Source organism: Halorubrum aidingense JCM 13560, assembly GCF_000336995.1.
Taxonomy (GTDB): Archaea; Halobacteriota; Halobacteria; order Halobacteriales; family Haloferacaceae; genus Halorubrum; species Halorubrum aidingense.
Window position 1 is genome coordinate 42,154 of the sequence record NZ_AOJI01000013.1, and the last position, 22,585, is coordinate 64,738.

Below are 22,585 nucleotides of genomic sequence, written 5' to 3' on the forward strand. Positions count from 1 at the left end.
AATTCTTCCTTATTTTTCCAAACTGTGACGAAATATGTTTTCAAGGATATCCTGTGGTCGTATAATTTTCTATATATAATGAACGCCGATGTACATCCCAAATACTAAATGTATGAACACGTAATTCATCAATTGTTACCGACTATGGACGAGAAACGCCGAACGCTACTCAAGACGATGGGGGGAACGACCGCACTCGGGGCGCTCGCGGGCTGTATCAGCACCGACGGCGGCGACAACGGCGGCGACGGATCCGAGGGAGACGGCTCTGGCGACGACGGATCCGGATCCGACGACGGTTCGTCCGGAGTCGACAACCCGGGAACGGCGACGCTGTGGACCGACCTAGCCGACGCCGAGGACGAGGCGATGTCCTCGTACGTCGACGACTTCGAGTCGGAGACGGGCCACACGATCAACAAAGAAGAGCCCGGCGGTGAACTCGACCAGCAGCTTGACACCGCAATTCCGTCCGGCGAGGGGCCGGACTCGTGGATCTGGGCACACGACTGGGTCGGCCGGTTCGCGGTTCGCGAGGAGCCGCCGTTCCTCTACGACGCGAGCGACGATGTCGACACCTCGCTCGATTCGTACACCGAAACCGCCCAGCAGGCGGTGCAGTTCGACGGGGAGCTCCACGGGCTCCCGTTCGCCTCCGAGACCGTCGCCCTGTTCTACAACGAGGACATGGTCGATGAACCGCCCGAGACGCTCGACGAGATGGTCTCGATCATGGACGAGCACCACGACCCCGAAAACGGGGAATACGGCCTCTCGTACCCCGTGACCGATCCGTACTTCGTCAGCGGGTTCATCCAGGCGTACGGCGGCGACATCTTCGACGAGGCGAACCTCGAAGTCACCCTCGACAGCGACGAGTGTAAACAGGGCTTGAGCGCGCTCGAAACGCTGTTCGAGTACGTTCCGGCCGACCCCGGCTACGAATCGCAGATCGTTGCGTTCGCCGATGGGGCCGCCCCCTTCGCGATCAACGGCCCGTGGGAGATCGGAAACCTCCAGAACGAGATCGACAACCTCGGCGTCACGACGCTTCCGACGGTCGACGGGAACAACCCGCGGTCGTACTCCGGCATCCAGACGTTCTACTTCAGTTCGATGTTGGCCGACGCCGACCAGTCCACCGTCGACGCTGTCACCGGTCTCGCGGAGTGGTACACCACCAACGAGGACGTCATCCTGAACAACGCCGAAGAGCAGGGATACATTCCCGTCCTCAGCTCGGTCGTCGACGACAGCGACCTCTCCTCGGACGTGCAGGCGTTCGCCCAACAGGTCGACCACGGCGTTCCGATCCCGAGCCACCCCGACATGGACAGCGTCTGGGACCCGCTGACGAACGCGTTGACGAACGTGTTCAACGGGGACGAAGAGGGCGACGCCGCTCTCGACGCCGCTGCCGAAACCATCCGGGAGAACCTCTAGTCGGGTTTCCACCTATCATGGCTTCTTCGCAAACCGGAATCGGTGCAAGCGGGCTGTCGCGGCTCCGGTCAGTGATCCCGTTCTCCAACCGCGACTGGGGACTGCTCCTCGTCATTCCGGGCGTGGTTCTGTTCTCCAGTTTCATGCTGTACCCCATCTTCTACCTGTTTTATATCTCTCTCACGAACGCGACGTTCGCGGGATCCGTGATCGGGGGCGGTGCAGAGCTGATCGGCTTCGAGAACTACGTCGAACTGTTCGGCGACGCGCAGTTCTGGACGTCGATGTCGACGACGTGGTTGTTCGTCGCGGTCTCGCTCGTCATCAAGGTGTTCGTCGCCGTCGGCATCGCGCTGCTGTTGAACCACGCGCGCGTTCTCGGGAAACGGTACATGCGCGCGGCGGTGATCGTCCCGCTCGGGTTCCCCGGCATCTTCACGATCACCGTCTGGCGGGGGATGTTCAGCGACGCCCGGTACGGCGTGTTCAACACGATACTCGGGCGGTACAACGGGTTTATGTCGTCGCTGTCGGCCCCGGAGATCCTGCTCTTCGACGTCCCTATCGGCTTCCTCAGCGGCCGCTGGGAGGCGTTCTTCGCGTACGTCACCACCGAGGTGTGGCTGGCGTATCCGTTCATGGTGATCATCATCGTGAGCGCGCTCCAAGACGTGCCGCGCGAGCTCCACGAGGCGGCGATGGTCGACGGCGCGGGCTTCCTCCAGCGGTTCCGAACGGTGACGCTCCCGGCGATCAAGGGTCCGGTGCTGTTCGCGTCGATCCTCACCGGCGCGACGGCGTTCCAGCAGTTCCTCATCCCGTGGGTGTTCAACGAGGGCGGCCCGGCGCGACAGAACGAGCTGATCATCGTGTACGGCTACCGCGAGGCGATCAGCTTCAACGAGTTCGGCCTCTCGGCGGCGATTCTGATCGTCGCGATCGCCTTCATCGGACTGTTCATGTACGTCGCCGTGCGGTACGGCGGCCTCGCCGAGGGGGTGGGTGATTCATGAGCGCGCTCGGCTCCGTCTTGGCGCTGATCCGCGCGAAGCTGATCGCGTTCGCGACCGCGCCACAGCGGTTCGTCGTGACGATCCAGCGGGCGATCTACGACGTACGGACCGGCAAGCGGACGCCGTGGGACGTGGCCAAGAGCGTCCTGATGACGGCGCTCGGCCTGTCGATGGTGCTGGTCCTGTTGTTCCCGCTGTTCTGGATCTTCACGGCGTCGCTCGCGGAGGGGACCCGGCTGTTCAACACGAGCGGCATCTTCCCGGAGCCCTCGGCGTACAACCTCGAAGCGTACCGCTGGGTGCTCTTCGAGTCCGACTTCTTCTTCGTCGAGGGCGACTGGGGGTACCCCCAGCTCGTGATCGGCGGGGGTGGCGGGCTGGTGCCTCTCAGCTTCCGCTGGGCCGGTACCGAGACCGGCCCCGGCGCGCTGTTCAACAGCCTCTATCTGGTGAGCGTGACGATCGTCGCGGGCTTCGGGATGATCGTCCCGGCCGCGTACGCGTTCTCGCGACGGAGCTTCATCGGCCGCAAGCGGATTCTCTACGGCTACGTGCTGTTCACGCAGATCGGCGCCGGGCTCTCGATCGCGACGCTCGTGGCGCTGTACTCGCTGTTCAGCACGTACGGGCTGACGAACAACCTGTTCGTTCTCGGGCTGTTCTACGCCGCCGGCACGATCCCGTTCAACACCTGGCTGCTGAAGACGTACATGGACAACATCCCCGTCTCCTACGAGGAGGCGGCGATGGTCGACGGCGCGAGCTTCCTGGAGACGATCCGAGAGATCATCATCCCGCTGACGAAGCCGGGGCTCGCCGTCGTGTTGATCTTCGTCTGGCTCGCCGGATGGAACGAGTTCATCATCGCGCAGACGCTGCTCTCGCCGGAGAACTATCCGCTCTCGGTGGAGCTGTACAACCTCGCGACTGAGGGGCGGTTCTCCACGCCGTGGACCCGGTTCGCGGCGTTCGCGAACCTGTTCGCGCTCCCGGTCGCGATAGTCTACTTCGCGGCGCAGCGCTCCGTCGAGGACGGACTCTCCTTCGGCGGGATGGAGGGGTAAGGCGGCTCTCGACCGGTTTTAATTCGTTCTGCGGTTTTCTCGTTCTGCGACCTTTTCGGACCGGCGCTTCGATCGCATCTGTTGATGAATACCCACGGCAGATCGCGGTTCGTCGTCGACGCTCGACTGTCGCTCAGTCAGCCGCGTCCGGCGTCGGTGCCACGCCGCCGAGCCGGTCGCGGTCGTGGGCCGCCTCGAAGTCGAGGTCCGGCCCGCGTGCGATGATTCCGGAAGGGGTCACGTCCGGGTGCGTCGTGTAGTAGTGCTCCTTGATGTGGCTCATGTTCACCGTCTCGGCGACGCCCGCGGTCTGGTAGAGGTCGCGGAGGTACGGCCAGAGGTGCTCGTACTGATGAATGAACTGCTTGTTACACATGAAGTGCGTGTGGTACACGTGGTCGAATCGGACCAGCGTCGTGAACATGCAGATGTCGGCCTCGGTGAGCGAATCGCCGACGAGGTAGCGGCGGTCGGCGAGGCGCTCGTCCCAGTGGTCGAGGGCGCCGAACAGGTCGTCGATCGCCTCGTCGTAGGCCGCTTGTGAGGTCGCGAACCCGGCGCGGTAGACGCCGTTGTTGACGGGCTCGTAGATCTCGGTGATGACCTCGTCGACGTCCGCGACGGTGGCCTCGTCGCCGTCGGCGGGCAACAGCGAGACGTCGTTCCCGAGGTCGTCGAACGCGGTCGAGAGGATACGGAGGATCTCTCGGGACTCGTTGTTGACGATCGTCTCCTCCTCCGTGTCCCACAGCACGGGGACGGTCACTCGACAGGTGGCGTCGGGGTCGGCCGCGACGTATCGCTCCCGGAGGTAGTCGCTGCCGTGGAGGCGGTCAGGAGTACAGCCCGCCTTCTCGGGGGTGAACTGCCAGCCGCCCTCGCCGCGATACGGGTCAACGACCGAGACTCCGATCGCGTCTTCCAGTCCGAGCAGTGACCGCGCGAGCAGCGTTCGGTGCGCCCACGGGCAGGCGTACGAGACGTACAGGTGGTATCGACCCGCCTCGGGCTGGAACCGGTCGTCCGGGTCGGCGTCGACGTGATCCGGTACGTCGCTACCGGCGACCCAGCTCCGGAACGTCGTCTCGCCGCGCTGGAACGACCCGTCCTCGCCCGTCGCCTCGTACGCGTCCGTCCGCCACTCGCCGTCGACGAGTTGATTCATACCGCATTTGACGGGCGCGCTTCCCATAACGTGGGCGGGGACGTGGGTGTTACCGCCGATCTCCGGTCGCGGCACGAACGGCGATCCCCGGGTCAGTCGGGGCACCGAGAATATTGCCGCGCCGCGACGGGTTTATCAGGGCCACGCGGCTACCAGCGGGTAATCATGGCCGCACAGGCGATGGATCGCGTTCCGCGATCGTGATGAGGTCTTTTCGGTGAATAGTACAATCCAGCGCGTCGAACGCCGCCACCGAACCGGGGTGTCCAGCCGATGCTGACCGGCCGAGAGGCGGTCTCGCGCGCCGGGATAGACGCGGTCGCGCTGAAGCCGGCCGAGTGCGACGTCGCCCGCGCCGTCGACCTCCCGGTCGACCGCGTGACGATCGACTACGAGGGCCGCGAGCACCTCCCGGACGCGGCGACGCTCGACCGACTCGCCGCCGAGATGGACCTGTACGTCACAACGCCGGTCCGCGCCGACGGCTTCGATCCGCTCGGCGACGACTCGCTGCTCGCGCGGGTTCCCGACGGCGCTCGACGGGTGCTCGTCGCGGGTCACGGCGCGTACCTCTCCGAGGAGGAGTCGTCGCGCGCGGTCGCTCCCCGCTTCGGCGCCGCGCGGCGCGAGTCACCGGACGCGTGGGTCGGTACGGAGGGCGTCGAGCGCGTCGCGCTGGCCGCCGGCGGGACCCAGTTCGAACTGCTCTCGCGCTCGACCGACCGGGACGTGCGGGCGCTCCGCGCGGCCGGTTTCGACGGTGATATCGCGGTGTACGCGCCGACCGTCCTCACCGACGACGAGGACGCGGTACTCGACGCGGTCGGCGCCTACGTCGCTCGACGCCGTCCCGTCGCCCGCGCCCTGCCCGACGCCCCAGACGCCCCGGACGGCTCGCCACCGACCGACGCGACCGCCACGGGACGGACCCGCGAGGTGCTCTCCGCCGCCGCGCGCGACTTCGCGCTCGTCGGCTCTCCGGGAGCCGTCCGGGACCGCGTCGACGACCTCCGCGAAGCCGGCGTCGATCACGTGGTCGGGTATCCCGCCCGCGGCATCGGCGAGTTCCTGTCGTAGGGGCTCGTACGGGTCGCGGAGGCGAGTCTCCCACGCGGACCGCATTCTCTGACTCGTCGATCGGGCGCCGACATCGACGTTTCTCAGTAATTAAATTTATCCGCGAACACGTGTTATCTGTTCGTGACCCTGTCTACCGTCTCACCGCGGTGGTAATCACATGACCCGACAATGACTGTTTTCGCCAACGTCGAACTCTCTCCGACTGATCCGGCGCTCGGCTCGCTCGCCGACACGGGTACCGACTCTGCGTATCGGGTCCCACTCGTGCTCCGTTCTGACAGCTCGATCGTTCTGTACGCGCTCTTCGGCGATGGATATTCCGCGTCGGCCGTCGAAACACTTCGCGACAGCGAGTCCGTGACGTCGGCTCAAGTCGTCGATCACGTCGGGAACTCGCGGCTGGTTTCGATCACGCTTCCGCTTCGCTCCGCACGAGGGATCGGGACCCTCGCGAAGTCGGACGTCGAGATCGTCGAGGCGGTCGGCACGTCCGAGACGTGGCTGTTTCGCGTTCGAGCCCCCGACCGGGACTCCCTCCGCGAACTCGCAGAGCGCTGTGAACGAGAACCCGACACCGTCCGCGTCGGGCGCGTTTACGAGCAGATCTCCGGGCCCGAACGCGTCGAATCCGTGCTCACCCCTCAACAGGAGACCGCGCTCCGAACTGCGGGCGACGCCGGGTACTTCCGCGTCCCTCGAGAGACCTCGCTCGGCGAACTGAGCGAAGAGCTCGCCGTCTCGGACTCGGCGGTCTCACAGCGTCTCCGTCGCGGAACCGACGCGCTCCTCTCGGCCGTGTTCGGGACGAGAGACCGCGATCGGTGACGTTTCGACGACGGCGTCGGTGGCGCCTCTTGCTATCCGTTCTGATAGCTGGGTTCGAGCGTCCAGCACCGATTATCGCACGTTTTCGACCGGCGAATATATCTATATACGGACCACCCCACTGCTGTCGTAATGGCTACCACGGAGGCCGACGACCGACCCGTAGAGCTGGCACAGGAGCACGAGGACGACGACGTCGAGAACGCGGCGTATGCGCTTTCGGAACTGCAGAACGCGTCAGAGGATATCGCGGTCAGAACCGAGGAGATCGCCGCCCTCTCCCGCGAACAGGCCGAGGGGATGAGCGAGGTCAGAAACGAGGTCTCGGACATGAGCGCGGCCGTCGAGCAGATCGCGTCGTCGGCCGAAGAAGTCGCGAGCGAGGGCGATCAGGTGAACGAGCTCGCCTCCGAGGGACGCTCGGCCGCGCGCGACACGCGGACGGCGATGACGCGGATCGACGACTCGTCCACCGAGGTGAGCGAACGGGTCCACCGGATCGACGACAGCGTCGAAGAGATCGACGCCATGGTCGCGGTGATAAACGACATCGCCGATCAGACGAACCTCCTCGCGCTCAACGCGTCGATCGAGGCCGCCCGCGCCGGCGACGCGGGGGCGGGGTTCGCGGTCGTCGCCGAGGAGATCAAGTCGCTGGCCGAGAAGTCCCAGCGGCGCGCGAACGACATCGAAGAGCTCGTCGACGGGATCCAACACAACACCAAACGGGCCGTCGAGGGGCTCGAAGACAACGAGCAGGCGGTCGAAGCGGGAATCGAGGAGGTCCAGTCGACGCTGACGATGTTCGAGGAGATCGGCGATTCCGTCGGCGAACTCAACATCGGTATCGAAGAGGTCGCGCACGCGACCGACGAACAGGCCGCGAGCACCGAGGAGATCGCCTCGATGATCGACCAGACGGCGTCCAACGCCGAGGAGATAAGCGACGAGACGGACAACATCAGCGCCGCGGTCGAAGAGCAGTCGTCGATGGTCTCCGAGGTCAACCAGGGGTTCCAGGGACTCATCGAGGAGGAGTGAGCCGATGGCCGAACCGTTGGGAGAGCTCCTCGAGTTCCGGTTGGGGGGCGAGCGGTACTGTCTCGACATCGCGTACGTCGACGAGATCGTCACGACGACCGATATCCGGTCGATTCCGAACGCGCCCGACCACGTCACCGGCGTCACGGACCTCCGCGGCCGGACCACGACGGTCGTCGATCCGGGCGTCGTCTTAGACGTCGACGACGAGCGCGACCGCACGCACATCGTCGTTCTCGACGACGAGGAACTGACCGACACCGAGGGCACCGTCGGGTGGCTCGTCGAGGACGTCCGGCAGGTGATCACCGCTTCCGAGGACGACGTCGATCGCACGCCCGCGATGGACGACACCCCGGTCGCCGGCGTCATCTCGAACGACTCCGAGTTCGTCGTACAGCTCGATCCCCGAACGGTCGCGACGTGAGCGATTCACGCGGGTCTCCGCGGGCGTCGTCTTTATTTCCCCGAAGCGAGAGGTGACCGCATGACTCGATCCGAGTCGGTCGCGGTCGTCGGTGGCGGGGCGGTCGGCGTCACCGCCGCTGTCGACCTCGCGGCTCGCGGCGCCGACGTGACGCTCTACGACCGCGGCACGCTGGGCGCCGAAAGCTCCGGTCGGGCCGCCGGCGTCCTCTACGACGCGTACGCCGAGGACGTCGACGCCGCGCTCGCGGCGCGCGCGATGGAGCGGTTCCGCGCGTTCGACGGATCGCTACCGGGGTTTTCGTTCACGGCCTGTCCGTACGTCATCGCGGTGCGTGAGGGCGACGCGGACGCTGACGCAATCCCGGCGATGGTCGATCGGATGCGCGCCCACGGCCGGTCGGTCTCGCTCGTCGATCCTGCGACCCTCGGCGAGCGTTTCCCGGTCGCGATCGACGACCTCGCGGTCGCGGCCGTGGCCGACGGCGCCGGGTGGTGTGACCCCGCGAGCTACGTCGCCGCGATGGGCCGACGGGCGCGACGCGAGGGCGTCGACGTCGAGACCGAGACCGAGGTCGCACTCGCGCGCGACGGTCGAGAAGTACGGCTCGCCGAGTGCGGGGACGCGACCGGCGAGGTGACCGCTCGCACGTTCGACGCGATCATCGTTGCGGTCGGCGCCCACACGGCCCCGTTCTTCGACGCCGTCGGAGTCGACCTCCCCGTCGTCCCGTATCGGGTACAGGCGCTGACGGCCCGGAACGCCTACGACGGGCCGATGGTGTACGACGCGACGGCGGGCGTCTACGTCCGGCCGCACCCGACCGGACTCCTCGCCGGCGACGGCACCGAGCCGGTCGCGGCCGACCCGGAGGCGTACGACCGGGCGGGTGACGACTGGTTCGTCGAATCCGTCTCGGAGACGCTCCGCGACCGGCTCGACGCTGTGAGCGCTCCCGGTCCGGACCTCGATCGGGCGTGGGCCGGGCTCTGCACGGCGACCCCCGACGGCGACCCGCTCGTCGGGCCGGTCGGCGATCTCGCGGCCGAATCGTCCGGATCGGCGGGCGACTCGGCACCGCAACTATTCGTCGCCGCCGGGTGGCAGGGGCACGGGTTCATGCGCGCCCCGGCGATCGGCGAACACCTCGCAGAAGGCGTGTTGGCGTCGCTCGACGGTTCACGCGCGTCGTCCGCGTCGTCCGCGTCGTCGCCGTGGATCGACGCGTTCGACCCCGATCGGTTCGACGGGGACGAGGAGTTCGAGATCGTGGAGGGTATGACCGTGGAGCGGCGCGCCGGACGAGATTCGTGACCGCCGGTGCGGCGCGCCGGCGTCTCACTCCTCGTCGGGGTCGTCTTCCTCGACGACCGCGACGTCTTGGGCGTCCTGCTTCTTCGGAATCTCCACCTGTAGGGTGCCGCTCCGCGTCAGCGTCGCGTTCGCACCCTGCGGGGTCACGTTCGCGTCTCGCGGGAGGTCGGCGCTGCCGGAGAGGGAGACGCCGCGCCCGGGAAACAGCAGTTCGTACCCGTCGTGGAACTCGCGGAAGCGGTCGAGTTTGACCTCGACGGTGTGATCGAGGAACGTCACGTTAAGGTCCTCGCCGCGGACGCCGGGAGCGTCGAACACGACGAGGTAGGCGTCGTCGCTCTCGAGGAGGTCGTACGAGAGCGGCCGGCGCTCCTGCATCTTGCTCCATCCGCGCCCGACCCGCTCTAGCGCCTCTCGGAACACCGACCGGCCCGTCTCGATCAGTCCGCTCACGGGCTACACCTCGATCTCGACGAGGTCGCTCCCGCCGCAGTACGGACACGAGAGGTCCCCGACGGCGTGGTCGTCGGGAACGTCGTAGGTGTAGTGGTTCTCGAACATGTCGAGCTCGCAGTCGTCGGCTTCGCACTTGACCTCCATCGTCGATGGCATATGTGATACCGTTGTGTCGGCGAGGGCTTAAACGGCGTGGCGGCGGTGCGCACATATCGTCCCTCCGACGGTCGGTGGGCTCTCAGAACGCGCCGTCGAACTCGCCAACGGTCACCGTGGCACCCTCGCCAGCGTGTCCAACCACGTTACCGAATCGTCCAGACGTTCTCGGGTTTAGTGGATACTGTTGGAAATAATGTGAAATATTCTGGAAGCACAATTGCGGATCGTTCCCGATCCGTCGGCGATAGTGAAAGCTGCTAGCGATACCGGATCTCGATCGGTGATCGGGGGAACGCGAGACCCTCTTGATCGAGTGCGGGAGTGGGTGACTCGCCCGGTGGTGCGGTCTCTTATAAGTGTCGCAGCGATGTTGCCGTCGGCAGTTTATAAGTTGTTGATCGCGGGAAGAACGGTGTTAACGGCTCAACCGCACCGCACAGCACCGCGCCTCACGCCTCCCCAGCCTCGTCGCCACCGCACTACCTATTTATATCCGATCGTCTCCGTCGCTCTTAGATATTTATATACCGCGTCGCCGTCAGGGTCTGCGATACTCACTCCCGCAACCAGCCATCGCTGTTCCTGTATTGACCGCAACCGAGTGAGAATGTGTCGTCTGAGGTGCATTTCAACGACGTCGATCGGATGGGTTCTGGGAATAAACCTATCCATAAGTTATCTATGGTCGGGCAGTGGTTACGCGAATATAGTCTTGTATGTATTAAACACAACCGTTATAACCTCGAACGGGATATGCATTATTGAGCAGCAATGTACGAACTACGAAATACTGGATACAGCGACCGGAGGACAGACACATGCCAGGACTAGAGATTCCCACGTGGGATCCGGAGACGGCTCTCCTAATCGGTACGATCCTACTGGAAGCGGTCATCCTTTACGTTGGATACGGCGTTCTCGAACGGCTCGTCGGGCCTCACCTCATGGAATTCCTCGTCGGAGGTGGATCCAATGCTTGATACGCTGACGGGAATCGTCGGCGGGTCACCCGAGATGCTGGCGCTTTTCGTCGGGTTCGGACTCGTCGTCGGACTGCTCTTCGGCTTCTTCGGCATGGGGGGATCGTTCCTCGTGACGCCCGCGCTGCTGATGTTGGATTATCCAGCCTCCGTCGCGGTCGGGTCCGGGATGGCATTCGTCTTCGGAACGGCCGTCATCGCGACGCTGAAACACCACGACCTCGGACAGGTTGACTACAAACTCGGAGTTATCATGATCGCGGGGACGACGGTCGGCATCGAGGCCGGCCGTGCGAGCGTCTTCTATCTCGAGGACCTCGGGCTCGCAGATGGTATCATCAGCGTGGTCTACGTGTTCTTACTCGGCGGCATTGGACTCATGATAACTCGAGAGGCGCTCAATGGCGACGACGACGGCGGCATCGACCACGGTGCCGTCGACACGGACTTGAGTGAGTACGAGATCCCCGAGGTCGCAAAGCGAATCCAAGAGACCGTCCGAATCCCGCCGATGGTCACGCTCCGCGGTGACGTCCGCGTCTCTGCGTGGGTGATCACGGCCGTGGCGTTCTCGACCGGGCTTCTCTCCGGGTTCCTCGGTGTCGGTGGCGGGTTCATTCGGATGCCCGCGATGATTTACGCAATCGGCGTTCCCACTCCTGTCGCTGTCGGGACCGACCTCTTCGAAATCGTGTTCTCAGGTGGTATTGGGAGCTACCTGTACGGACAGAGCGGCGGTGTGGACCTGAGTATCGTCGCCCCGCTCCTGTTCGGGAGCGCGCTCGGGGCCCGCATCGGCTCCGCGGCGACCGCAATCGTGGACTCCGACGACATCAAAATCTACTTCGGTGGGATGCTGCTCGCCGGGTCCGTCGCGGTCGGTATCGGCGAAATCGGGACGTATCTCGGAAGCGTTCTTCTGGAGACGATCGGGCTGTTCCTCGTTATCGGGGCCGCAGTCGTCGTGGCGGGAGCGATCGTCTTCACTACGCTTCGGTCCCTCCGCGCGACCCGCCGCCAAACGACGGTGACGGCAGACTGAGGCGGTTCCGAGCCGTCCGTGATTCCGCACGCACCTTACCCGCACTCTCCGTCCCGCGTCCGCACACCCCCCACCCCGCATCCGCACACCCCCCACCCCGCATCCGCACCCTTTTCCCGTGTCGGCGGACTAGGCCCCGCTAACATGACCGATCCGGTCGCGCTCGACGGCGGCTCGTCGCCGCCGCATCCGAGCGATCTCACCGTCACCATCGTCGACGGCTACGTCGACGAGCCGGCGCACTTCGGCGTGCCGCCGTACATCTCGACGTACCCGCGGTACACGGCCGGCGCGCTCGTCGACGCCGGCGTCCCCGAGGAGTCGATCACCTACCACACCATCGACGAACTCCGAGAGGACCGGGGCAAGCACGCCGACGTCGCGAACGCCGACCTGTTCGTCTACGTCGGCGGGATGACCGTCCCCGGGAAGTACGTCGGCGGCACCCCCGCCGAGCCCGACGAGGTGCGCGAACTGGGGTGGACCGCGGACGGCGTCACCCTGCTCGGCGGTCCGGTGCGGTTCGGCGTCGGCGAGGAGAACGCGGGCGCACAGGAGACCGAACGCGACGACCTCGACTACGACTTCGTCGCCATGGGCGACGTGGAGGCGGCCGCCTACGACCTCGTCTGTGAGGGGTTAGAGGGGTTCGGGAACCGGATGCGCGACAACGCCGAGATCGACCGGTGGGCGGAGAAAGGCGCGTTCGTCGTCGAGCAACACCCCAACCACCCCGACTACCTCATCTGCGAGATGGAGACCTCCCGCGGCTGCGCGTACCGCTGCTCGTTCTGCACGGAGCCGCTCTACGGGAGCCCGGCGTTCCGCGCGGCGCGCTCGGTCGTCGACGAGGTCGACGCGCTCTCTGACCGGGGGGTCAAACACTTCCGACTCGGCCGACAGGCGGACATCCTCGCGTTCGGCGGCGACGGCGAGGCTCCCAACCCCGACGCGCTCCGCGAACTGTACGGCGGGATCCGCGAGGTCGCACCCGACCTGCGGACGCTCCACCTCGACAACATGAACCCGGTGACGATCACGGACTACCCCGAGGCCTCCCGCGAGGCGATCCGGGTCATCGCCGAGCACAACACGCCCGGCGACACCGCCGCGTTCGGGCTCGAGTCGGCTGACCCGGTCGTCCAGGAGCAGAACAACCTGCTCGTCACGGCCGAGGAGTGTCTGGAGGCCGTCCGCGTCGTCAACGAGGAGGGCGGGTGGCGCCCGGGCGACACCCCGGCGACGACGCCGGGCGATGACGACCGCGTCGTCGGTCCGTCGACCGGTCCCGACGCGAGCCCGCGGCTCCCGAAACTGTTGCCCGGGATCAACCTCGTGCACGGGCTCGCGGGCGAGCGCCCCGAGACCTACGAGCACAACAAAGCGTTCCTCCAGTCCGTTTACGACGAGGGGCTCATGCTTCGCCGGATCAACGTCCGGCAGGTGATGGCGTTCGCGGGCACCGAGATGGCCGAGACGGGCGCCGACATCGCCCGCGAGCACAAGGCCCAGTTCCAGACGTACAAACGGGAGGTCCGCGAGACCATCGACAACCCGATGCTCGACCGCGTCGTCCCGCCGGGGACGGTCCTCCCCGACGTTCACCTGGAGTACCACCAGGACGGGAAGACGTTCGGGCGCCAGCTCGGCACCTACGCCCTCCTCGTCGCGGTCCCCGGCGAGCGCGAACTCGGGACCGCCATCGACGTGGCGATCACCGACCACGGCTACCGCTCCGTGACGGGAGTTCCGTACCCGATCGACGTCAACGCCGCGTCGATGGACGAGCTGACCGCGATCCCCGGGATCAATCGGAACACGGCGGGCGACGTCGTCGTCGGGCGCCCCTACGCCTCCCTCGACGAGGTCGACGCCGGCGTCGCGGACCTCTCGCGGTTCGCCGTCGTCGACGACGTCGACGTTCCGATCCCCGGTCGCGAGCGACCCGGATCCGGTCCCGGGACGGGCGCGCGGTCCGGGCTCGACCGTCGGGACGCCTCCTCGATCGGCCGCGGCGACTGAGCGATGTCGCCGCCCGTCACCCGTATCGAGGTCCCGGTCGACACCCGGGCGCCCGGAGGGACGACGAACGCGTACCTCGCCGACGGGCTGCTCGTCGATCCCGCGGCTCGAACGGAGACGCTGGACGCGGCGGTCGGGGTCGCAGGCGCCGAGACGGATGTCGGTAGCGGCGCGCCGTCTCCCGTCGACGCGATCGCGGTCACCCACGCGCACCCGGACCACGTCGGCGGCGTCGCGGCGTACGCCGACCTGACGGACGCGAGGGTCTTCGCGCACGCGGCCCACGCGGACCGATTCGCGGACGCGACCGGGATCGAGCCGGATGACACCTTTCGCGGTGGCGACGCAGTCGGCGGCACGGCCGGCAACACCGCCGTCCGCGCGGTCGCGACTCCCGGTCACGCGCCGGACCACGTCGCGTTCGCGGTCGGCGACGCGCTGCTCTGCGGCGACCTCGCCGTCGCGGAGGGGAGCGTCGTCGTGGGCGGTCCGGGCGCCGACCTCCGCGCGTACCTCGATAGCCTCACACAGGTACGAGACGCCGGATACGGCCGATTGCTTCCCGGGCACGGGCCGCCGATACTCGACCCCGATGCGACCTGCCAGCGACTGATCGACCACCGGTTGGACCGCGAGCGAGCGGTCCTCGACGCCGTCGAGAACGGTGCGGCCGACGTTGATGCCGTCGTCGACGCCGCCTACGAGAAGGACCTCGCCGGCGTCGAAGACCTCGCGCGGGCGACCGTCGTCGCGCATCTCGAAAAATTGCTCGCGGTGGGAGAGATCGGGGCGACGTGGCGCGATCGGCTCTACGACTGATCAGAGTTCGGCTTCGAGTTCGGCCGCGACCCTCGTCAACGGTGTCTCGGTCACGTCCACGAACCGTCCGCCGACGTCGACGACTCCGCCGTCGGTCGCCGGATCGTCGCCGACGTGCACCAGTCTTGCCGGCTCGACGTCGAGCGCGTCTGCGGCGGTCTCGAACGCCTTCGGGTGCGGCTTTCGCCAGCCGCACCCGATGCTCGTCGTGACCGCGTCGAACTCGCCGCGGAGTCCGGCCCGGATCAGCGTTTTCGAGACCAGTTCCGGCACCGCGCAGTTGGACAGGAGCCCGACGGGACCGCTCTCCGCGACGTCTCGAACGGCGGTCCGGGCGCCGTCGCGTCGGGTCACGTCCGGATCGAACGCGGCGACGACCGCGTGCCGGGCGACGTTGCCGGTGACTTCGACGCCGCGAGAACCGAGGGCGTGCGCGACGTGAGCCGGGAGGGGAACCTCCGCGCCGTCGGGCGCATCCACGTGTCGCTCGCCGTACGCGACGTGCCAGTCGTCCGGCACCGCGACGCCGCGGGATTCCAGTTCGCGCGCGACCGTCTCCGCGGGATCGGACGGGTACTCGACGTCGACGAGCGTCCCGAACAGATCGAAAGTGACTGCCACGATACCGCCCGTAGGGACAAACCGGGATTGAAGCTGTCGGTCCGCCTACTGCCGGCGCGGGAGAGAACTCGCTCCGCCTGCCGGCTCACAGGGCCGGAACGATGTGAAGCGAGTAAAACCGGTAGAGCCCGGTCACCCACGCACAGAGCCAGAGGATCATGAACCCGGCCACGCCGACGCGGAGCCGGCTCCGCCAGTGGCCCATGTTCTCGTGGATCTCGTCGATGTCGACGTCGGGGTCCGCGTAGGCGTCCGCGTTGCGCTTCGCCTGGAAGATCCGAACGATCCCCGTGAGCGCGAACGCCAGCAGCGCGTACGCTTGGAGCCCGAAGAACGCGTGGACCACGGCGAGTCCGGTCAGTCGCCTGAGGACGCGGGGAACCATCCATCCCACCACCGGAACCGTCGTCAGCGTCAGCCCGACGACGATGTATCGTAAGTGGTGTGTGAGCACGTTCCATGTTACGGTCTCCGCGTCGATCATTATCCACGCCCCGTACAGGAGGAACGGGAGGCTCGCCGTCACCGACAGCCCGGTCAGCGTCGCGATAACCGACGGATCAACCATTGATCGCCGCTAGGATCTCCGGCGCGTAAAACTCCCCGATCCGACGCTTGCTCCGACCCGAACCCGTTCGGTGCGGCCCGGTCGCGGACGAAAACAGTTAGCGTCCGGAGCACGTACAGGCCGTCAATGGAGGACACCTCGACGGGATCGGAACCGGAGGCGAAGCCGGATCGGATGCCGGACGAGCACGCTACCGACGAGAGCCCCGCCGACGCTCGGGACGGGGGTCACGACGACCTCGACGAACTCCGAGCACGCGTGGACGCCGAGTACGACTTCGACGACTTCGGCCCGGCCGACATGGCGCGGATGAGTCCCGAAGAGTGGGACGCCGCGTTCGATCCGGACTCGTGGATCACCGGTGACCGACTGCTCGATCGCGCGGAGGCGGAGCTCAAATCCCGGATCGCCACCCGAGACGTGTTCGGCGTGCTCGAACGGGTTCGCGAGGACGGCGAAGAGCGGATCCTCGTCTACTCCGACGAGGGGTACGCGATCGTTCGACCGACGGGGGAAGTGGCCGGCCAGGGAACCGTCCTCAGGGACATTGAGCCGATCGTCGCGCTCGCCGCGATGGAGTCGTACGACGTCCCGGAGCCGCCCGACGACTGGTCGCTCCCCCACCCGGACACGATCCCCGAAGGCTCCGGCGAGTTCGGGAACCTGATGATCCAGGTGATCGCGGTCGTACAGGTGGTCGCCGGTGCGGCGCTCATCGGCGCCACGTTGTTGACGGACCTCGACACGATCGTCGCGCCGACCATGGGGATCCTGTTCCTGCTCGTGGGACTGTTCCTCTTCGTCGTCGTCGCGAACGCGCGACTCTCGGATCGCTTCCGTTCCGAGGAGTACCGAAACCGATTGCGGGCGTTACGCGAGGCGAAGGAACGCCCGGATTTTGTCCCGGTCGAAGGCGACGCTGTGGCCGATGGCGAGCGGGAAGAGTAAACGGCCGATATCGGGGGATACAGCCCGTGTAACCCTCCCGGCGTCGACGGATTCAGTCGGTGGGTTTAAGCGCACCCCGTCCTGAGTGAACCTGTATGAAAAGGCGGGAATTCGTGCGGACGGCCGGTGGTGCGACCGCCGCGGTCGCGGCCTCGGCCGGGGCGACCGGAACGGCCGCCGCACAGGAGGAACAACCGGACTGGCCGAGTGGGGTCACCGGCGGGAACCTCGGGGAGTACATGGACGCGCGCGGAGAAAGCGAGGTCACCGTCGAGGTCGGTGCGGGCGACAGCGGCCTCGCGTTCAACCCCACCCAGCTGTGGGTCGACACGGGAACGACAATCACCTTCGAGTGGACCGGCAGCGGCGGCGCACACAACGTCGTCACCGTCGAAGGGGAAGCCGAACTCGACAGCGGCGACCCGGTCGACGAGGAGGGGTACACCTACGAGTACGAGGTGGCCGAGGAGGACGCGGGGATCACTCACTACCACTGCGTGCCCCACGACGCGGTCGGGATGCACGCCGGCATCGCCGTCGGCGAAGACGTTCCGACCGTCGAGACCGGCGGCGGGTCCAACGGCTGGCCGGAAAACATCGCTCACGTCGGGATCCCGATCCACGCTCACTGGGTGGGAATCGCCGCGATGCTCGGCATCGCGGTCACCTTCGTGTTCACGTTCTACATGCTCAAGTACGGTGAGTCCGCACACACGGGTCACGGAGGTAATCAATGAGTGCTGGCGGCTCCTCCTACGGGGACATCCACCGGTACGAGCCCGCTCGCGAGAGCACTGCGGCCGCGATCGCGATCGTGCTTCTCACCGTCATCGAGGTCGTGTTCGTCGCCCTGTTCGTGTACGGATTGATGTCTGCGTGGGCGTCGACCGAGTTCGGGAACACGTACATGGGAGCGCTGTTGGCGCTGGTCTTCATCGATCTCGCCTTCATCCTCCTGTTGTACCGCAAGGAGTTCCTCCCGGACGTAATGATAGTGAAGAAGCGCCGCCGGAAGTGGGAGGACCTCTACGTGCGTGAGGAGGACAAGGACGGCGTCGGCGTCGACACCGGAAACGCGATGGAGACCCTCAAACGGGCGGTCTACCCGTACTACAAGAAGTGATCCGACAATGAGCCTCAAGAAACAAGACGAGATGGACCACAACGCGTGGCTCAAAACGCAGGATCTGACGGCCATCGAGACCGTCTTCCTCACCACGCTCATCTGGCTGGACAAGCGACTGCGCATCGTCGACTACCTCGAGCTGTTAGAGACGATGTACTACCGCGCGAACCTCCAGATGCCGAAGAGCCACACCGAACAGTACGACCTCGACAACAAGTTCTGGTACTGGTACCCGCTGTACTCCCTCGGGTCGCTTTCGATCATCGCGTACCTGGTTGCAGCAGTCACCGGCGCACTGTTGGGGTTCTATTACGCGCCGTCGACGGCCGGCGCCGCGGCGCAGGGCGATCCGACGGCCGCGTACGACTCGCTTGTGGCGATCATGACCGACGTCCAGTTCGGGTTCATGCTCCGCTCTATCCACCGCTGGTCCGCCCAGTTCATGGTGGCGGCGGTGTTCCTCCACATGCTCCGCGTGTACTTCACCGGCTCCTACAAGGAACCGCGTGAGGTCAACTGGGTGCTCGGTATCGTCCTCATCGGCCTGACGCTGCTGTTCGGGTTCTCCGGCTACGTGCTCCCGTGGAAGCAGCTGTCCTTCTGGGCCGCGCAGATCGGTGTCGAGATGGCGCTTGCGACGCCGCTCGTCGGCGAATGGGCGGCACAGCTCCTGTTCGGCGGGTTCACGCTCGGACAGGCGACGCTCGTGAGAATGTACATCCTGCACGTCTTCGTGCTGCCGTTCGTGGTCACCGGGCTCATCGCCCTCCACGTCGGCATCGTGTGGGTGCAGGGAATCGCGGAGCCGCACTAATTCAATGACCGACGACACCACCCCCATGACGGACGGCGGAACAGACGAGCAAGCGCGCACCGACGGCGGTCCGCCGGCGACGGTGCCGCCGGACGACGAGACGCCGACGTGGTCCGAGCGCAAAGAGCACACACAGGGGCTCGCACAGCTCACTTACCAGTACTTCGAGCGCTCACGCCGTGAGGACGAAGACCTGCGGACGGAGTCCACGTACGTCGAGCGTGACGTGTTGGGCTTCCCGACGTGGCCTCACGAGACGCTCCGGAACCTCGCCATCACGAGCTTCTTCGTCGGAATGATCATCCTCGTGTCGGCGATCCTGCCACCGCACTTCGGCGACCCGGCGAATCCCGGCTCGACGCCGGCCATCATCCTGCCCGACTGGTACCTCTACTGGTCGTTCGGTCTGCTGAAGCTCGACCCGCTCAACCCGGATCTGGCGGTGCTCGGCGGGAACATCGTGATGTCCAACGAGCTGCTCGGAATCGTCGCTCACGGGATCATCTTCGGCGTGATCACGCTCGTTCCGTTCCTCAACAAGGGGAGCGCGCGGCGCCCGGTCGAGCAGCCGTTCTGGGCCGCCGTCGGCGCGGCGGGCGTTACTCTCTCGTTCACGCTCGCGGCGCTCGCGATCCAGAACTTCTTCCCGTTCCAGCTGGAGCTCATCGTGAGCCTCACGTTCCTGCTTCCGGTGGTCGCAGGGGTGCTCACCTACGCGGTGTTAAAGACGATGCGCGAAGGGTACATGTACGACCTGAACCGGCGGTACTACATGCTGCGCCCGCCGAAGTAACGTCAGAGCACAGCGTTCGAAACGACGGACAGCCATCGTTCGCGGGCGTTCGCGAACGCGCTCCCGACCCCAGCGGTTCCGTTACTGATGTCATCTTCCACAGACCACGACGACTCACAGGCGTTCGACGAGACCGGCGATCCGGTCGCGAAAGACGACCAGCGTGACCGGCGCAACGAGCCGACGGGGCCGCGCGACGGCCCGGACGGGCGCGAGGTCGTCGTTCCGTTCCGACTCTACAAAGCGGTCACCGTCTTTTCCACGTTGGCCGCCGTCGTCGCGTACTTCGTGGGGTTCACGCTCATCGACGCCGCAACGCTTCAGATCAGCTTCGTCCGGACGACGATCGTCTACCTGCTCAACAGCGCGGGGCTGTATCCGTCCGACGACGTGTTGGTCGCGACGCTCGCGATCACCGGTATCGGATTCATCATCGCGGGAACGGCCGTATACGTTCTGGGGACCCGGTTTCGCGGCCGCGGGATGGGAAAGTCTCAAGACGACGCCAGCGAAACGTAGGATAATGGCAGACGAGTTCATGAAGGGGTTCGCCCTGTTCGCGCTCGGCGGTCTCGGATGGATCACCTTCGGCGGCTGGTACCGGACGCCGTCGTACTACCAGGTTTCTCAGCTGGTCAACCCGGCCGAAGGCGTCGACACCGTCTACGCCGAAGTGGGGCTGGTCGTCGGTGACGTGTCCTTCTGGGTGATGGTCCTCGGCGCGCTCACGTTTTGGGTGTTGGTACCGGTGAGCCGCGAGATCCGCCGGTCACTCGACGACGACGGCGAGGCCGCGAACTAAGCGTCGGAACCGCGAACTACACTCCTCGGCCGCAGCGGACGCGATCGCGTTATCTGCGGCCGATCGCGTTTCGGTTGTCGGTTGTCGACGTTCTCTCGAAGAGCCTACTGTCGGCTGTTTCTGCGTCGTTGATCGCGGGTGAACGGTACCGACGCTCTACCCGCACTGCACCTCACGCCCCTCCATCCTCGTCATCGACGCTTTGCGTCGGTTGCAAGCGAGAGCGCTGCTCTCGTCCCGCTGCCGGACTGGTCCGGCTGCCAGCGGCGCGAGGCGCCTCGCCGCGGTTCCCTGCTCGCGGCTTCGCCGCTCGCCATCGAGGTGCTCACTCCGTTCGCACCTCGCACCGCTCGCGGCGTCCTTCGTGCGCTCTCGCCGGTGGCTTCGCCGCCGGCGTCAGAGGGACCTCCGGTCCCTCCCTACTCGCGGCTGAGCGGCCGCTCGGAGGCGCGCCACCGAACCGCAGTATCACTTTCTCACGAGCCGTCGCCACCGCTCGCGCCTGTTTAACTACCACGTCGCCGGCGACGGTCGGAGACACACACTCCCGCGGCCGTCGTGACGTGCGATCCAGACACGACTCGCTGGAGGAACGCGATCGGTTCAGAAGGGACACGCGACAGATCCGTCACTCCGTCGACGGCAGCGTCGGTTGTGGTTCGCGGTCAGCGCGCCTTCCAGCGTGTCTCCGCTCACGCATCGGCTCTCACCGCGGATCGAAACGGGGTGTGAGCGGAGCGAGTCGTCGCCCGACGTCAGGCGATGACGTACTGGTTCCAGACGCCCGAGACGAGGAAGAACAGGGCGTAGTAGGCCGCGAACACCAACACGACGAGCGAGGCCACGATCGAGCTTTTCGGCGACTCGATCGTCATGTCGTTGCGGGCCTCGACGTTGCGCGCTTCGAGCTCGAACAGGTCCGCGATCAGCATCGTGATCACGAGGATCGAGAGGATCGTCCCGCTGACGGGCGCGTGGAGAAGGAACAGGAAGCTCAACAGCAGCAGCCCGATGTTCGTGAACGCGTGCGGGTCGTACGCGTCGACGCTGTCGCCGTCGGCGCCCTGTTCGACGTGCTGTTTGTGCGCCACGTGCCGCGTCACGAGGTTCGCGACGGTCATCACGAGTATCGCGTACGGCAACACCGGTCCGACCGCGGCCAGCCAACCGAGGGGGACGAGGAACTGCAGTGGGTCCATACCGACACATCCGGTCAGGAGTTATTAGAGTGTTTCCGATCGCTGCGCCCGTCGGACCCCCGTCGCTCCCGGGACGATCGCTTCGACCCGGTCGACCGTCTCGATCTCGACCGGCCGACGCGGGTCGACCGTCTCCCGAACGGCGCCGTCCACCACGAGCGACACGGGCTCGGTCTCGCGCTCCACCGACAGGCGCACGCGATCGACGGCGATCCGCGCGTCGGTTCGCGTGCTGAACGGGGCGACCGGGACGACGGCGAGTCCGCCGTCCGGTTCGACCACCGGGCCGCCGGCGGCGTTCGCGTAGCCGTCGCTCCCGAAGGGCGTCGCGACGACGACGCCGTCCGCGCGGAACGACTCCTCGCGGCCTCGCCTGAACCCGACCGCGAACTCCGATATTCGGGCCGGCTCCGCGGTGACGAGCGCGACGTCGGCGACGGCCCGCCGCACCGGTCCCGTCCCGGCGTCGACTGCGAGGACGGGATGCGTGACGCGGGCGACGCCGTCGACCGGACGGTCGGTCGGGCCGGGATCCGATCGGAGGGCCGCAAGCACCCGATCGATCCGGTCTGTGACCTCGTCGAGTCCGAACGCGAGTCGGTGCCCGCCGACGGGTATCACCGGTTCGGGCGGCGCGTCCGACAGCGCCGTTCGGACCGCCGCGTCGCCGACCGCGAGCGTCGCGTCGACGGGCGTCGATCCGACGACGTCGGCGCCGGTCGCCCGAACCGCTTCGCGGAGCGTCTCCGCCCGCTCGTCGTCCCCAGCGACCGCGACGCGGCGTTCCGACTCTCCCATACCCGAGAGGTCCGATCGGCGTCCGTGAAAATCTCCCGGTTCGACGCCGGGCGACCGTTCCCGATT

At 66.4% G+C, this 22,585-nt stretch carries 26 protein-coding genes; 19 read left to right on the forward strand and 7 right to left on the reverse strand.

Annotation, left to right across the window (positions count from 1 at the left end):
- Nucleotides 1-144: 144 nt before the first annotated feature.
- Genes C461_RS02205 through C461_RS02215 form a run of 3 tightly spaced genes read left to right on the forward strand, consistent with a single transcriptional unit; the run spans nt 145 to nt 3,520 of the window.
- Nucleotides 145-1,443: an extracellular solute-binding protein gene (locus C461_RS02205; protein ID WP_007998261.1), complete on the forward strand. Its 1,299-nt coding sequence runs from the start codon at nt 145-147 to the stop codon at nt 1,441-1,443.
- A 17-nt stretch (nt 1,444-1,460) separates the two neighbouring features.
- Nucleotides 1,461-2,456, forward strand: coding sequence for a carbohydrate ABC transporter permease (locus tag C461_RS02210; protein WP_049906216.1), 996 nt, complete (start codon nt 1,461-1,463; stop codon nt 2,454-2,456).
- The gene (locus tag C461_RS02215; RefSeq protein WP_007998266.1) at nt 2,453-3,520 is read left to right on the forward strand and encodes a sugar ABC transporter permease; all 1,068 of its coding nucleotides are present in this window, start codon (nt 2,453-2,455) and stop codon (nt 3,518-3,520) included. Before C461_RS02210 ends, C461_RS02215 begins: the two co-directional genes overlap by 4 nt.
- Before the next feature lie 133 nt (nt 3,521-3,653).
- Here C461_RS02215 and C461_RS02220 read toward each other — a convergent pair whose 3' ends face one another.
- A complete protein-coding gene (locus C461_RS02220) occupies nt 3,654-4,685 on the reverse strand; it encodes a glutathione S-transferase family protein (protein WP_007998268.1) in 1,032 nt (343 codons plus the stop codon).
- A 273-nt stretch (nt 4,686-4,958) separates the two neighbouring features.
- Here C461_RS02220 and C461_RS02225 point away from each other — a divergent pair, with 273 nt between their 5' ends.
- The 5 genes from C461_RS02225 (at nt 4,959) to C461_RS02245 (ending at nt 9,372) form a co-directional block, all read left to right on the forward strand.
- Nucleotides 4,959-5,762 (forward strand): DUF7388 family protein, encoded by an 804-nt coding sequence (locus C461_RS02225; protein ID WP_007998269.1) that lies wholly within the window; start codon nt 4,959-4,961, stop codon nt 5,760-5,762.
- A 171-nt stretch (nt 5,763-5,933) separates the two neighbouring features.
- Complete coding sequence (locus C461_RS02230) at nt 5,934-6,590, forward strand: helix-turn-helix domain-containing protein (protein ID WP_007998271.1); 657 nt, start codon at nt 5,934-5,936, stop codon at nt 6,588-6,590.
- A 132-nt stretch (nt 6,591-6,722) separates the two neighbouring features.
- Nucleotides 6,723-7,631 carry a methyl-accepting chemotaxis protein gene (locus C461_RS02235; RefSeq protein WP_007998273.1) on the forward strand — a complete coding sequence of 303 codons (909 nt, stop codon included), beginning with the start codon at nt 6,723-6,725 and terminating at the stop codon, nt 7,629-7,631.
- Nucleotides 7,632-7,635: 4 nt separating this feature from the next.
- Complete coding sequence (locus C461_RS02240) at nt 7,636-8,058, forward strand: chemotaxis protein CheW (protein ID WP_007998275.1); 423 nt, start codon at nt 7,636-7,638, stop codon at nt 8,056-8,058.
- 60 nt (nt 8,059-8,118) lie between these two features.
- The gene (locus tag C461_RS02245) at nt 8,119-9,372 is read left to right on the forward strand and encodes an NAD(P)/FAD-dependent oxidoreductase (RefSeq protein ID WP_007998277.1); all 1,254 of its coding nucleotides are present in this window, start codon (nt 8,119-8,121) and stop codon (nt 9,370-9,372) included.
- Nucleotides 9,373-9,396: 24 nt separating this feature from the next.
- Here the strand turns inward: C461_RS02245 and C461_RS02250 are convergent, their stop codons facing one another.
- A complete protein-coding gene (locus C461_RS02250; RefSeq protein ID WP_007998278.1) occupies nt 9,397-9,825 on the reverse strand; it encodes an Hsp20/alpha crystallin family protein in 429 nt (142 codons plus the stop codon).
- A 3-nt stretch (nt 9,826-9,828) separates the two neighbouring features.
- Entirely contained in the window at nt 9,829-9,984 is a 156-nt protein-coding gene (locus tag C461_RS15745; RefSeq protein ID WP_007998280.1) for a DUF7559 family protein, read from the reverse strand.
- An 821-nt stretch (nt 9,985-10,805) separates the two neighbouring features.
- On the opposite strand from C461_RS15745, the gene C461_RS15750 reads away from it, so the two are divergent.
- The 4 genes from C461_RS15750 to C461_RS02265 all read left to right on the forward strand — a co-directional run bounded on the left by C461_RS15750 (nt 10,806) and on the right by C461_RS02265 (nt 14,850).
- Nucleotides 10,806-10,967 (forward strand): DUF7512 family protein, encoded by a 162-nt coding sequence (locus C461_RS15750; RefSeq protein ID WP_169316529.1) that lies wholly within the window; start codon nt 10,806-10,808, stop codon nt 10,965-10,967.
- The gene (locus C461_RS02255) at nt 10,960-12,009 is read left to right on the forward strand and encodes a sulfite exporter TauE/SafE family protein (protein ID WP_007998282.1); all 1,050 of its coding nucleotides are present in this window, start codon (nt 10,960-10,962) and stop codon (nt 12,007-12,009) included. The genes C461_RS15750 and C461_RS02255 overlap by 8 nt, the downstream gene beginning before the upstream one ends.
- Nucleotides 12,010-12,153: 144 nt before the next feature.
- The gene (locus C461_RS02260) at nt 12,154-14,031 is read left to right on the forward strand and encodes a radical SAM protein (protein ID WP_007998284.1); all 1,878 of its coding nucleotides are present in this window, start codon (nt 12,154-12,156) and stop codon (nt 14,029-14,031) included.
- 3 nt (nt 14,032-14,034) lie between these two features.
- Nucleotides 14,035-14,850: an MBL fold metallo-hydrolase gene (locus C461_RS02265; RefSeq protein ID WP_007998285.1), complete on the forward strand. Its 816-nt coding sequence runs from the start codon at nt 14,035-14,037 to the stop codon at nt 14,848-14,850.
- On the opposite strand, the gene C461_RS02270 is transcribed toward C461_RS02265, so the two are convergent.
- Together C461_RS02270 and C461_RS02275 are read right to left on the reverse strand one after the other, a co-directional pair.
- Nucleotides 14,851-15,471 carry an HAD family hydrolase gene (locus tag C461_RS02270; protein ID WP_007998287.1) on the reverse strand — a complete coding sequence of 207 codons (621 nt, stop codon included), beginning with the start codon at nt 15,469-15,471 and terminating at the stop codon, nt 14,851-14,853. It lies immediately after the preceding gene.
- A gap of 85 nt (nt 15,472-15,556) precedes the next feature.
- Complete coding sequence (locus C461_RS02275; RefSeq protein ID WP_007998289.1) at nt 15,557-16,039, reverse strand: DUF7321 family protein; 483 nt, start codon at nt 16,037-16,039, stop codon at nt 15,557-15,559.
- 126 nt (nt 16,040-16,165) lie between these two features.
- Here C461_RS02275 and C461_RS02280 point away from each other — a divergent pair, with 126 nt between their 5' ends.
- The 7 genes from C461_RS02280 to C461_RS02310 all read left to right on the forward strand — a co-directional run bounded on the left by C461_RS02280 (nt 16,166) and on the right by C461_RS02310 (nt 20,522).
- The gene (locus tag C461_RS02280; RefSeq protein ID WP_007998291.1) at nt 16,166-16,987 is read left to right on the forward strand and encodes a DUF7319 domain-containing protein; all 822 of its coding nucleotides are present in this window, start codon (nt 16,166-16,168) and stop codon (nt 16,985-16,987) included.
- A gap of 95 nt (nt 16,988-17,082) precedes the next feature.
- Entirely contained in the window at nt 17,083-17,724 is a 642-nt protein-coding gene (locus C461_RS02285; RefSeq protein ID WP_049906217.1) for a halocyanin domain-containing protein, read from the forward strand.
- Nucleotides 17,721-18,110, forward strand: a complete 390-nt coding sequence (locus C461_RS02290) for a DUF7318 family protein (protein WP_007998293.1) — start codon at nt 17,721-17,723, stop codon at nt 18,108-18,110. The genes C461_RS02285 and C461_RS02290 overlap by 4 nt, the downstream gene beginning before the upstream one ends.
- A 7-nt stretch (nt 18,111-18,117) precedes the next feature.
- Nucleotides 18,118-18,927, forward strand: coding sequence for a cytochrome b (locus C461_RS02295; RefSeq protein ID WP_007998296.1), 810 nt, complete (start codon nt 18,118-18,120; stop codon nt 18,925-18,927).
- A 4-nt stretch (nt 18,928-18,931) separates the two neighbouring features.
- Nucleotides 18,932-19,720 (forward strand): menaquinol--cytochrome-c reductase (cytochrome bc complex) cytochrome b/c subunit, encoded by a 789-nt coding sequence (locus C461_RS02300; protein ID WP_007998298.1) that lies wholly within the window; start codon nt 18,932-18,934, stop codon nt 19,718-19,720.
- 87 nt (nt 19,721-19,807) lie between these two features.
- Complete coding sequence (locus tag C461_RS02305) at nt 19,808-20,239, forward strand: DUF7315 family membrane protein (RefSeq protein WP_007998300.1); 432 nt, start codon at nt 19,808-19,810, stop codon at nt 20,237-20,239.
- Between the two features lie 4 nt (nt 20,240-20,243).
- Complete coding sequence (locus tag C461_RS02310) at nt 20,244-20,522, forward strand: DUF7314 family protein (RefSeq protein ID WP_007998303.1); 279 nt, start codon at nt 20,244-20,246, stop codon at nt 20,520-20,522.
- A gap of 755 nt (nt 20,523-21,277) precedes the next feature.
- Here the strand turns inward: C461_RS02310 and C461_RS02315 are convergent.
- Nucleotides 21,278-21,721 carry a DUF7313 family protein gene (locus C461_RS02315; protein ID WP_007998305.1) on the reverse strand — a complete coding sequence of 148 codons (444 nt, stop codon included), beginning with the start codon at nt 21,719-21,721 and terminating at the stop codon, nt 21,278-21,280.
- A 24-nt stretch (nt 21,722-21,745) separates the two neighbouring features.
- Nucleotides 21,746-22,519: an NAD(+)/NADH kinase gene (locus C461_RS02320; RefSeq protein WP_007998307.1), complete on the reverse strand. Its 774-nt coding sequence runs from the start codon at nt 22,517-22,519 to the stop codon at nt 21,746-21,748.
- Nucleotides 22,520-22,585: the final 66 nt, after the last annotated feature.